General features: G+C 51.5%; 12 protein-coding genes, 1 rRNA gene and 1 riboswitch. All 13 genes read left to right on the forward strand.

The annotated features are described in order from the left end of the window. The first annotated feature begins 3 nt into the window (after window positions 1-3). The 13 genes from rrf (at window position 4) to purH (ending at window position 12,144) form a co-directional block, all read left to right on the forward strand. Window positions 4-119: ribosomal RNA gene (gene rrf / locus R7V76_RS14755) — 5S ribosomal RNA — on the forward strand. A gap of 115 nt (window positions 120-234) precedes the next feature. After that, entirely contained in the window at window positions 235-414 is a 180-nt protein-coding gene (locus R7V76_RS14760) for an NETI motif-containing protein (RefSeq protein WP_440137056.1), read from the forward strand. A gap of 233 nt (window positions 415-647) precedes the next feature. After that, window positions 648-749, forward strand: a riboswitch (purine riboswitch). Window positions 750-838: 89 nt separating this feature from the next. Beyond that, on the forward strand, window positions 839-1,330 hold the full coding sequence (purE, locus tag R7V76_RS14765) for a 5-(carboxyamino)imidazole ribonucleotide mutase (RefSeq protein ID WP_114596963.1): 492 nt from the start codon (window positions 839-841) through the stop codon (window positions 1,328-1,330). Continuing rightward, window positions 1,327-2,430, forward strand: a complete 1,104-nt coding sequence (purK, locus tag R7V76_RS14770; RefSeq protein ID WP_318093932.1) for a 5-(carboxyamino)imidazole ribonucleotide synthase — start codon at window positions 1,327-1,329, stop codon at window positions 2,428-2,430. The genes purE and purK overlap by 4 nt, the downstream gene beginning before the upstream one ends. Continuing rightward, a complete protein-coding gene (gene purB / locus R7V76_RS14775; RefSeq protein WP_318093934.1) occupies window positions 2,427-3,722 on the forward strand; it encodes an adenylosuccinate lyase in 1,296 nt (431 codons plus the stop codon). The genes purK and purB overlap by 4 nt, the downstream gene beginning before the upstream one ends. A gap of 61 nt (window positions 3,723-3,783) precedes the next feature. Beyond that, the gene (gene purC, locus R7V76_RS14780) at window positions 3,784-4,491 is read left to right on the forward strand and encodes a phosphoribosylaminoimidazolesuccinocarboxamide synthase (protein ID WP_318093936.1); all 708 of its coding nucleotides are present in this window, start codon (window positions 3,784-3,786) and stop codon (window positions 4,489-4,491) included. Beyond that, window positions 4,488-4,736 carry a phosphoribosylformylglycinamidine synthase subunit PurS gene (gene purS / locus R7V76_RS14785; RefSeq protein WP_318093938.1) on the forward strand — a complete coding sequence of 83 codons (249 nt, stop codon included), beginning with the start codon at window positions 4,488-4,490 and terminating at the stop codon, window positions 4,734-4,736. Before purC ends, purS begins: the two co-directional genes overlap by 4 nt. Next, complete coding sequence (gene purQ, locus R7V76_RS14790; protein WP_318093940.1) at window positions 4,733-5,416, forward strand: phosphoribosylformylglycinamidine synthase subunit PurQ; 684 nt, start codon at window positions 4,733-4,735, stop codon at window positions 5,414-5,416. The genes purS and purQ overlap by 4 nt, the downstream gene beginning before the upstream one ends. Then, a complete protein-coding gene (gene purL / locus R7V76_RS14795; protein ID WP_318093942.1) occupies window positions 5,397-7,616 on the forward strand; it encodes a phosphoribosylformylglycinamidine synthase subunit PurL in 2,220 nt (739 codons plus the stop codon). The genes purQ and purL overlap by 20 nt, the downstream gene beginning before the upstream one ends. Then, complete coding sequence (purF, locus tag R7V76_RS14800; protein WP_026833967.1) at window positions 7,592-9,001, forward strand: amidophosphoribosyltransferase; 1,410 nt, start codon at window positions 7,592-7,594, stop codon at window positions 8,999-9,001. Before purL ends, purF begins: the two co-directional genes overlap by 25 nt. Window positions 9,002-9,020: 19 nt before the next feature. Further along, a complete protein-coding gene (gene purM / locus R7V76_RS14805; protein ID WP_318093944.1) occupies window positions 9,021-10,055 on the forward strand; it encodes a phosphoribosylformylglycinamidine cyclo-ligase in 1,035 nt (344 codons plus the stop codon). Further along, entirely contained in the window at window positions 10,052-10,627 is a 576-nt protein-coding gene (gene purN, locus R7V76_RS14810; RefSeq protein ID WP_318093946.1) for a phosphoribosylglycinamide formyltransferase, read from the forward strand. The genes purM and purN overlap by 4 nt, the downstream gene beginning before the upstream one ends. Continuing rightward, on the forward strand, window positions 10,624-12,144 hold the full coding sequence (gene purH / locus R7V76_RS14815) for a bifunctional phosphoribosylaminoimidazolecarboxamide formyltransferase/IMP cyclohydrolase (RefSeq protein ID WP_318093948.1): 1,521 nt from the start codon (window positions 10,624-10,626) through the stop codon (window positions 12,142-12,144). Before purN ends, purH begins: the two co-directional genes overlap by 4 nt. Window positions 12,145-12,159 lie beyond the last annotated feature (15 nt).

The raw sequence follows: 12,159 nt of genomic DNA on the forward strand, positions 1-12,159 counted from the left end.
TCGTCTGGTGACGATAGCCAAGTGGTCACACCCGTTCCCATGCCGAACACGGAAGTTAAGCACTTGAACGCCGAAAGTAGTTGGGGGCTTCCCCCTGTGAGGATAGGACGTTGCCAGGCAAACGGTGGTTCTGGAGCATACGCTCAAGGGCCGCCGCTTTTTTATGGACTTTTTTTGGTTTTTTCATATATATAATTAGGAAGGAATGTGATACTCATGGCCAAAAAACAGAAAATGCGCGTTGCCGTAGAAGAAAATGAAACGATCAGTGATTGTCTGGATCGGATCGATGCCATGGGTTATCGTCCGACCGTTCGACGGGAAGAACCGATTTTTGGACTGGATGCCAACGAAGAACCGTATCCTATCCGCCAGCAAATCATCTTTGACTGCAAACCGAAACTCGAAGCTTGAAATGCCTGAATCGTGATATCTTCTTATACATACGACTCTTTCATAAACGAAAGGGTCGTATTTTTTTGTCGTTTTCTCATCAATAGTGTTGATTACTTTTAAAATTTCCGAATACTGAACTAAGTGAACAGAACAATTCAAGCTTAAAAGCGAACGATAAATTTTCAGATAATTAAATTGTTCGCCTTTGGTTGACGAACCGACTCGAGTCTTGTTAAGATGAAGGCGTGATAGGAAGATTGAATATAACACCTCGTATAATAGCAGGGATATGGCTTGCAAGTTTCTACCCGACGACCCTAAATCGTTGGACTATGGGGTATATGGATGTTCGTCGATAATTCTTTGGCGTACCTTTTTATACCCTAAGCCACCCTTTTAGACGTGGTTTGGGCTTTTTTTATGCAAAAAGGAGGAGACGCAGATGAGTAAGGTGGAAATCGGGGTCATCATGGGCAGTCAATCAGACTGGGTGACCATGCAGAAAACGTGTGATGTACTGGATCAGCTGGACATTGGTTATGAAAAGAAAGTTGTGTCGGCACACCGGACACCTGACTTGATGTTCCGTTATGCCGAGTCTGCCCGGGAACGGGGACTCAAGGTCATCATTGCCGGTGCAGGCGGAGCCGCCCACCTTCCGGGAATGGTAGCTGCAAAGACGACACTTCCCGTAATCGGGGTTCCGATTCAAAGCAAAGCGCTTCAAGGCATCGATTCCTTACTCTCCATCGTCCAAATGCCTGGTGGTGTTCCGGTCGCAACGGTTGCGATCGGTGATGCCGGAGCGAAAAATGCCGGTCTGCTTGCTGCCCAGATTCTTGGAACGGTCGACGAACGGATTGCCCGGGCGCTTGATCATATGCGCGTCGAACTAGAGGGAGATGTCATTGCTTCCGAGGTACACCTGACATGAAACGGATTGGTATCTTAGGTGGAGGACAATTAGGTCGGATGATGGCTTTATCGGCACGTCAAATGGGCTATTCGCTTATTACACTGGATCCGACAGAAAATGCACCGTGTGCACAAGTTTCCGATCAACAGATTCAGGCGCCGTTCACGGATGTGGAAGCAGCGAAACGGCTTGCTGCCGAATCAGACGTCGTGACCTACGAGTTCGAAAACATCTCACACGAAGTAGCAGAAGCAATCGGCAGTAAACTGATTCACGGAACAGAACTTCTGTTTCGGACGCAGCATCGAATCCGGGAGAAAGAACTGATTGAACAGCTCGGTTACCAAGTAGCACCGTATCAGGCAGTTGAGACGACCGAAGATTTGCTGGAAGCCAAACGGCAGTTAGGTCTACCGTTCGTCTTAAAAACAGCCCGGTTTGGTTACGACGGAAAAGGACAGACGGTCATTCGGACAGAGCTGGATTTACAAACAGCAATCAAGACGTTTGAACCAACCGAGTATGTCGCTGAAAAATGGTTACCGTTTGATCAGGAAATCTCCGTCATCGTCGCACGAAGCGGACAGGAGACGAAAGTGTTCCCGGTCAGTGAAAATATCCACCAAGACAATATCCTGCATCTGTCGATTGTTCCGGCGCGTATTCCGAATGAGTTGAAGCGACAGGCGATTGAACTGGCAACGCGGCTCGCGGATGATATGAATCTGATCGGCACACTGGCGATTGAACTGTTTGTCGTCGGATCTGAACTGATTGTCAATGAACTGGCACCCCGTCCGCACAACTCGGGTCACTACTCGATTGATGCGTGTGAGACGTCACAGTTTGAACAGCACATACGCGCCATCTGCGGTCTCCCGCTCGGTGATACCCGCTTGACGACACCGGTCGTCATGGCGAACATCCTAGGTCAACATATCACAGCATTATACGAGGAACTACCAACGTTATCCTCACGGACGAAAGTCCATTTATACGGGAAACAGGAAGCAAAACAAGGTCGGAAGATGGGACATTTGAACATCCTGGCTGATTCAGTCGAAGAAGCATTGGCTGAAGTTACGCGCCTGAAGATATGGAAGGAGACGGTTAGATGATCGAACGTTATACACGTCCTGAGATGAAAGCGATCTGGACAGAACAGAATAAATTCGAAGCCTGGTTGAAAGTTGAGATTTTAGCATGTGAAGCTTGGAGTGAACTCGGTGTGATTCCAAAAGAAGACGTCCAGTTGCTCTGGGAAAAGGCTTCGTTTGATGTCAACCGCATCAATGAGATTGAACAGGAGACACGGCACGATGTCATCGCCTTTACCCGCGCTGTTTCCGAGACGCTTGGCGAAGAACGCAAATGGGTCCATTACGGGCTGACGTCAACGGATGTCGTCGATACGGCATTATCGTACTTGCTGAAACAAGCCAATGATATCTTGGCGGCGGATCTTGATCGTTTCATTGACATCCTAAAGGTCAAAGCGAACGAACATAAGTATACGGTCATGATGGGACGTACACACGGCGTACACGCGGAGCCTACCACGTTTGGTCTGAAGCTCGCGCTTTGGTACGAAGAAATGAAACGGAATAAAGTCCGGTTCGAGGCAGCACGGGAAACAGTCGAATACGGCAAAATGTCGGGAGCGGTCGGAACGTTTGCAAACATCGATCCGTTCATCGAAAAATATGTTTGTGAGAAGCTTGGTACGAAACCTGCACCTGTCTCGACACAGACGCTTCAACGCGACCGTCATGCGCATTACATGTCGACAATTGCTTTGATTGCGACATCAATCGAAAAGATGGCGACAGAAATCCGTGGTCTGCAAAAGACAGAGACGCGCGAAGTGGAAGAGTTTTTCGCCAAAGGTCAAAAGGGATCATCGGCGATGCCGCATAAACGCAATCCAATCGGTTCCGAGAACATGACGGGGCTTGCCCGGGTCATCCGCGGTCATATGGTCACAGCGTATGAAAACGTCTCGCTTTGGCACGAACGCGATATTTCGCACTCATCGGCGGAACGGATCATTTTGCCGGATGCGACGGGATTACTCAACTATATGCTGAACCGGTTTGGTAACATCATCAAAAATCTGACGGTGTTCCCGGAAAACATGAAACGCAACATGGACCGGACATTTGGTGTCATCTTCTCCGGTCACGTTTTACTGGCGTTGATCGAAAAAGGCTGGTCCCGTGAAGCGGCCTACGACTTCGTCCAACCGCGGGCGATGCAGGCATGGGAAGAACAAATCATGTTCCGTGATGTCTTATGGCAGGAAGCGGATATCCAACAACTCTTTACAGAAGAAGAACTCGATGCTTGTTTTGATCCGACGTATCATACGAGCCGGGTCGATGAAATCTTTGAACGGTGTGGCTTGAACTAATCAAACCTGGGACGGGAGCATGACTCCCGTCTACATCTTAGAATCATGGGGGACGAAATCGATGCAACCACTTTATGAAGGAAAAGCAAAACGGTTATACACGACGCAGGATCAGGATGTGCTCCGCATCGTCTACAAAGACGAAGCAACGGCATTTAATGGAGAAAAGAAGGCAGAGTTTGCCGGTAAGGGAGAGCTGAACAACCGTTTGACGAGTCACTTTTTTGAAGTTCTCGCAGCGGCCGGAATTCCAACCCACTTCATTGAGCGGACATCGGAGCGCGAACAGCTCGTACGTCGTGTCACCATCATTCCACTCGAAGTCGTCGTTCGAAACGTCGTCGCCGGCAGCCTGAGCAAACGGCTCGGTATTGAAGAAGGAACGGTCCTCGAAACACCGATCGTCGAGTTTTATTATAAGGATGACAGCTTAGGCGATCCGCTTGTCACACCGGCACACATTAATTTACTGAAGATTGCGACTACAGAGGAGCTTTCTTTGCTCGAACAGGAAGCGCATCGCGTCAATAATGTCTTACGGCCTTACTTTGATGAAAAGGGCATCACCCTGATTGACTTTAAACTCGAGTACGGTAAAACACCGGCGGGCGAGATCTTGCTCGCAGACGAAATCTCACCGGATACATGCCGGTTATGGGATAAGGAAACAGGCGAACACCTCGATAAAGACGTCTTTCGCCGTAATATCGGATCACTCATCGACACGTACCAAACACTATTCAATCGCCTAGGGGGAAACGGACAATGAAAAAAGTTACAGTAGCGGTCGCATTACGGGAAAGCATTTTAGATCCACAAGGGGTTGCGGTCAAAGGTGGATTACAACAGCTTGGTTTTACAGGTGTCGAAGAAGTCCGGATCGGTAAACGAATTGAGTTGCTTGTTTCAGATGAGACAACGGACACGATGATTCATGAGATGTGTCAGAAGCTGCTCGTTAATACTGTGATGGAAGATTACCGTTTTGACGTAGAAGAGGTGACGACCGTATGAAGTTTGCCGTCATCGTTTTTCCCGGATCGAACTGTGATCTAGATATGTATCATGCTGTCAAAGATGCACTCGGTGAAGAAGCGGACTACGTCTTCCATACGGAAACGTCTCTTGAAGGATATGACGGCGTCTTGTTACCGGGCGGCTTCTCCTACGGCGACTATCTCCGGTGCGGAGCGATCGCTCAATTCTCACCAATCATGGAAGAGGTCAAACGCTTTGCGACAGAAGGTAAAACGGTTCTCGGCGTCTGCAACGGCTTCCAGATCCTTGTTGAAGCCGGACTTCTCCCGGGTGTCTTACACCGTAATACGGGACTGAAGTTCATGTGCCGGACGGTTGAACTGAAGGTTGAAAACAATGAGACACGCTTTACATCGGACTATGCGGCGCAAGAAACAATTACGATTCCAATCGCGCACGGAGAAGGCAACTACTATTGTGACGATGCGACGTATGCGATGTTACAGACGAACCGGCAAATTGCCTTTACGTATACCGATAACCCGAACGGATCACGCGGCGACATTGCCGGTATCACGAACAAAGCCGGGAACGTACTCGGTATGATGCCACACCCGGAACGGGCAGTCGAACTGCTGACCGGCGGAACCGATGGACTTAAGTTATTCACTTCACTCGTCAAACAGGGGGCACACCATGCTAAAACAACAGTCTGAACCAACGATGGAGCAAATTCAGGAACAACGGATCTACGCAACGATGGGACTGAGCGACGCAGAATACGACATGGTCGTCAAGTTACTCGGACGTCAACCGAACTATACGGAAATCGGATTGTTTTCCGTCATGTGGTCGGAGCATTGTTCGTACAAGACATCGAAGCCGGTCTTACGCCAGTTTCCAACGACCGGACCACGCGTGTTGCAAGGTCCCGGAGAAGGAGCCGGTGTCGTCGATATCGGGGACAACCAAGCCGTTGTCTTTAAAATCGAGAGTCACAACCATCCGTCCGCCGTTGAACCGTATCAAGGGGCAGCAACGGGTGTCGGCGGGATCATCCGCGATATCTTCTCGATGGGTGCCCGTCCGGTCGCACTGATGAACTCATTGCGGTTCGGTCATCTCGGGACACCGCGTGTCAATCAACTGTTCGAACAGGTCGTCGCCGGAATCGCCGGATACGGGAACTGTGTCGGTATTCCGACGATCGGCGGAGAAGTCGGATTTGATCATTCGTATGAAGGCAATCCCCTTGTCAATGCGATGTGTATCGGCTTGATCAACCACGAAGACATTCAAAAGGGTCTTGCCAAAGGAGCCGGCAACTCGGTCATGTACGTCGGTGCCGCTACCGGACGTGACGGCATTCATGGGGCGACGTTCGCTTCCGAGGATCTTGGGGAAGATACGGAAGCAAAACGTCCGGCTGTTCAAGTTGGTGATCCGTTCATGGAGAAGCTGTTAATCGAAGCGTGTCTTGAAATCGTTGGTCATCCGGCGCTCGTCGGGATGCAGGATATGGGAGCTGCCGGACTGACATCATCATCAGCCGAGATGGCTTCGAAAGCCGGTATGGGCATCGAGATGCATCTCGACGACGTCCCGCAACGGGAAACCGGCATGACTGCTTACGAAATGATGTTATCGGAGTCACAAGAGCGGATGTTGCTCGTCGTCGAACGCGGACGCGAGTCGGAAATCGAAGCCATCGTCAGTAAATGGGGACTGCATGCGGTGCACGTCGGAGAAGTCATCGACGAGAAAGTATTGCGTCTCGTCCATCACGGCAAAATCGTCGCGGAAGTACCGGTTGATGCGCTCGCGGAAGAAGCACCGGTTTATGACAAACCGTCACGTGTTCCGGCTTATTATGAAGAATTTCAGGCAATGGATGAAACGTTGCCGGTCGTCGAAGATGTCGTCGAAACATGGCGTGACTTGCTCAAACAACCGACGATTGCTTCCAAACGTTGGGTCTACGATCAATACGATCATATGGTCCAGACGTCGACTGTCGTCGCACCGGGTTCTGATGCCGCCGTCATCCGCGTTCGCGGAACGAACAAAGCACTGGCGATGACAACGGACTGCAACAGCCGGTTCGTGTACCTCGATCCGTTCGTCGGCGGACAGATTGCTGTCGCGGAAGCCGCCCGCAACATCGTTGCCAGCGGAGCAACACCGCTCGCCATCACCGATTGTCTGAACTTCGGCAATCCGGATAAACCGGAAGGCTTCTGGCAGTTGCAACAAGCAACAGCCGGAATGGCTGAAGCGTGCCGGGTCCTTGAGACACCGGTCATCGGAGGCAACGTTTCTTTATACAACGAATCTGCCGGAAAAGCGGTTCATCCGACGCCGGTCGTCGGGATGGTCGGTCTTCACGAACAGACCGAATGGATTACAACACAGCACGTCAAGCAAGCCGGTGACGCGGTTTACCTGCTTGGAGAAACTGCAGCCGAATTCGGCGGCAGTGAATTGCAATATCTGCAATTCGAAAAATCATTCGGGAAAGCACCGCAGATTGACTTAGCGGTCGAACAAGAGCGGTTATTGGCCTTACAGGCAGCAGTTCAAGCGGGACTCGTCACCGCGATTCATGACGTGGCGGAAGGCGGTCTCGCCGTAGCACTCGCTGAAATGACATTCGGCACGACACTCGGTCTTGATGTGACGTTTGACGGTCCGGCTCTCCACCTGTTCAGTGAATCGCAATCACGGTTCGTCGTGACGGTGAAAGCGGAACAGGAAGCCGCCTTCGTCAACCAGACAGGCGCACATAAATTAGGGTATGTCACCGATCAAGATGCGTTGCAAATCAAGACAAACGATACATTCATCGAAGCGACACGTTCAACACTGCAAGCCGACTGGGAAGGGGCGATCGCGTGTTATATGACATCAAAGGATTAAACGAAGAGTGTGGGGTGTTCGGGATTTTCGGACAACCGGAAGCGGCGCAGCTTGCGTACTACGGACTCCACAGCCTCCAACACCGGGGACAGGAAGGAGCAGGAATCGTCGCGAGTGACGGGAAACTGCTTCTGCCGCACCGGGGACAAGGGCTCGTCACGGAAGTTTTTTCGCAGGAGACGCTTGATTCCTTATCGGGGCACCATGCCATTGGACATGTCCGTTATTCGACAGCCGGGGGAAATACGCTCGAGAATACACAACCGCTTCATTTTAAATCGCGGACGGGCGACTTGGCGCTTGCGCACAACGGAAACCTCGTCAATGCCGATTCGTTAAAACACTTACTTGAAGCGGAAGGGGCGATTTTCCAAACGACGAGTGATACGGAAGTCGTTGCCCACCTCGTCAAACGGAGTAAGTTACCGACGCTTGAAGACCGGATTGCCGATAGTCTGGCCCGGCTCGTCGGTGCATTCGCCTTCTTGTTCTTAACGGAAGATACATTGTACGTTGCCGTCGATCCACACGGTCTGCGGCCGTTGTCGCTCGGTAAAACACCGGACGGCGGCATCGTCTTTTCATCCGAGACATGTGCCTTTGACATCGTCGGTGCCGAGTTCATCCGTGATATCGAGCCGGGGGAGCTCGTGACGATTACGACGTCCGGTATGTCATCACGCCAGTATATGGAACCGCATGAACGGGCAATGTGTTCGATGGAATACATCTACTTTTCCCGTCCCGATTCGATGATTGATGGGGTCAATGTTCATACAGCACGAAAAGCACTTGGTAAAAAGATGTTCGAAGAAGCACCGGTCGAGGCCGATGTCGTCACCGGTGTGCCGGATTCAAGCATTTCGGCAGCAATCGGTTACGCGGAAGCAAGCGGCATTCCATACGAAATGGGATTGATTAAAAACCGTTACGTCGGTCGGACGTTTATCCAACCGTCACAGGAACTCCGCGAACGCGGCGTCAAAATGAAGTTATCGGCGTTGCGGGGTGTCGTCAACGGGAAACGCGTCATCATGGTCGATGATTCGATTGTCCGCGGGACGACGAGTCGCCGGATTGTCGGACTGTTACGGGAAGCCGGGGCAACGGAAGTTCATGTCCGCATCACGGCACCGCCGATCACGAATCCATGTTATTACGGAATCGATACGTCTTCAAAAGATGAATTGATTTCCGCCCGGTTGACACCAAGTGAGATTTGCCGGGAAATCGGAGCGGATTCACTTGAGTTTCTAACGGTCAACGGAATGGTCAATGCAATCGACCGTCCGTTTGACGGACCATTAAAAGGCCAGTGTACGGCTTGTTTCACAGGCGAATATCCAACACCAATCGGTGCATTAGAACTAGAAGCCAAACTTTGAACAGACGGGGGAACAAAGCATGAGTAAACAATACGAAGCAGCAGGTGTCAGCCTGACAGCAGGATACGAATCCGTTTCCCGCATGAAAAAACACGTGGCCCGCTCGATGCGCAAAGAAGTCATGACGGGACTCGGCAGTTTCGGTGCAATGTTCGACCTCAGCCAATTGAACCTCAAAGAGCCGGTTCTCGTCAGCGGAACGGACGGCGTCGGCACAAAGCTGAAGCTCGCCTTCGCGCTCGACCAGCACGATACAATCGGCATTGATTGTGTCGCGATGTGTGTCAATGACATTATCGTCCAAGGGGCGGAGCCGCTCTATTTCCTCGATTACATTGCTCTTGGAAAAGCAATTCCCGCTAAGATTGAGCGGATTGTCGCCGGTGTCGCGGAAGGCTGTGTCCAGTCCGGCTGCACGCTGATTGGCGGCGAAACGGCAGAAATGCCGGGTATGTACGCCGATGGTGAATACGACATTGCCGGCTTTGCCGTCGGTGCCGTCGAAAAACAAAAATTGATCACAGGAGAACACGTTCAACCGGGAGATGTCATCTTAGGTCTTGCTTCGTCCGGCGTTCACTCGAACGGCTTTTCACTTGTCCGGAAGATCGTCGCCGAAAGTGGTCTGCGATACGAAGATGAGTTGATGATGTTCGGCAGTACGATCGGCAATACGTTGCTGATGCCGACACGGATTTACGTCGAAGCGGTCAAAGCCGCGCTTGAGACAGAAAAAATTCAGGCGATGGTCCACATTACGGGCGGTGGTTTTTACGAAAACGTCCCGCGTGTGCTTCCGGAAGGTTGCGGTGCGACGTTTGATCCGAAAAAATGGCCGACGTTACCGGTCTTCGACTGGCTCGAACAGGCTGGAAACGTTCCGCGTCACGATATGTATAACGTCTTCAACATGGGGATCGGCTACATGATGATCGTCAAACCGGAAGATGTCGCAGCAGTCTCGGCACGACTTGCCCGTGAAAACGAGACGGTCTATACGATCGGGACCGTGACGGGTGAACCGGGTGTCCGGATTCTTGGAGTCGACCAATGAAGATTGCCTGTTTTGCCTCGGGAAGTGGCAGTAATGTCGAAGCTTTATTCGAAGCAGTTGAAACAGGACGTCTGCAGGCTACGATTGAACTCGTCGTCTGTGATCAAAAACAAGCAAAAGTGATTGAACGGGCTCAGGCCCGCGGCTGTGATGTCTTCGTCTTCACGGCAAAAGATTATCCGGACAAACCGTCGTTCGAACAGGAAATCGTTAGGGAACTGGAACGACGGGGCGTGGAACGGATCATCTTAGCCGGATATATGCGCTTGATCGGAGACGTCCTGCTGTCGCATTATGCCGGACGGATCGTCAACATTCATCCGTCACTGCTTCCGGCGTTTCCGGGAAAAGATGCGATCGGCCAAGCATTTCGTGGCGGAGTCAAAATCACAGGTGTTACAATTCATATAGTCGATGAAGGCATGGATACAGGACCGATCATCGCGCAAGAAGCGGTTCGGATCACAGAGGATATGACACGGGAAACGCTCCAACAGGCGATTCAGCAGGTGGAGCACAGATTGTACCCGCAAGTCATCGAAGAGTGGATGAAAGAGGAGGCAAACGTATGAGAGCGTTAATCAGCGTATCAGACAAAACAGGTATCGTCGAACTCGGGCAGGCGATGCATGACGCCGGGATCGAATTGATTTCGACAGGCGGAACACATCAAGCCCTTGAAGCAGCAGGACTTCCGGTCATTGGCATCAGTGAAGTCACACAATTCCCGGAGATGCTCGACGGCCGGGTCAAGACTCTCCATCCGATGGTTCACGGTGGACTGCTCGGACGCCGGGATCTTGAAAGTCACCGCGAGCAGATGGCGGAACAACACATCAAACCGATTGATTTTGTGGTTGTTAATCTCTATCCATTCAAAGAAACGGTCATGAATGAAGATGTTTCGTATGCCGATGCAATCGAGAACATCGATATCGGCGGACCAAGCATGATCCGTTCGGCTGCCAAAAATCATGCGGCGGTAACGGTCGTCGTTGATCCGGCCGATTATCAGGCGGTCATCGAGGAAATTCATCTGGGCGGAACGACATTCGAAACCCGTCAAAAACTGGCAGCCAAAGCATTCCGCCACACAGCGGCGTATGATGCCTTGATTGCCGATTACTTCCTGACACAGACGGGTGAAAAGTTCCCCGATCAGTTGACGATTACGCTCGAAAAAGTCCAGGATTTGCGGTACGGAGAAAACCCGCACCAGGAAGCCGCCTTCTACAAAACACCGATCTACCGCGGGGCTTCACTCGCGTCCGCGAAACAGCTCCACGGGAAAGAATTGTCTTATAACAATATCCAGGATGCCAATGCAGCACTGGAGATTCTCGATGAGTTCCGCGAAGCGGCAGCCGTCGTCGTCAAACACATGAATCCGTGCGGCGTCGCCGTCGGTCCGACGATTGATGAAGCGTTCCGTCGTGCGCATGCAGCGGATCCGGTTTCGATTTTCGGCGGAATCGTCGCCCTGAACCGGGAAGTCGATCTTGCAACAGCGGAACAACTGAGCGGTATTTTCCTTGAAATCATCATTGCTCCATCCTTTACCGAAGACGCATTTGCGTTACTGTCGGCGAAGAAAAATCTCCGGTTGCTCGAACTGGATGTTAAACGGGTTCAAGCAATCCGCTATACGGCAGTTGCCGGCGGTATGCTTGTCCAGGACAGTGATGACGAAACACTTGATGATGCATCAGCACGTGTCGTCACCGACCGTAAACCGACGGCCGCTGAATGGGAAGATTTGAAACTGGCATGGCGTGCGGTCAAACACGTGAAATCCAATGCCATCGTCATCGCGAAAGATGAAGTGACAGTCGGCGTCGGTGCCGGACAGATGAATCGTGTCGGTTCAGCGAATATCGCGATTACGCAAGCCGGTGATAAAGCAATCGGGGCTGCCATGGGCTCGGATGCGTTCTTCCCGATGGGCGATACGGTCGAAGCAGCAGCAGCGGCCGGGATTACAGCCATCATCCAACCGGGCGGATCAATCCGTGATCAGGAATCAATCGATGCCTGCAACAAACACGGCATCACGATGATCTTTACGAACGTGCGTCATTTCAAACACTAAGCGGAGGCGATCCGA

This window comes from Exiguobacterium artemiae, assembly GCF_033342815.1.
GTDB lineage: Bacteria > Bacillota > Bacilli > Exiguobacteriales > Exiguobacteriaceae > Exiguobacterium_A > Exiguobacterium_A artemiae_A.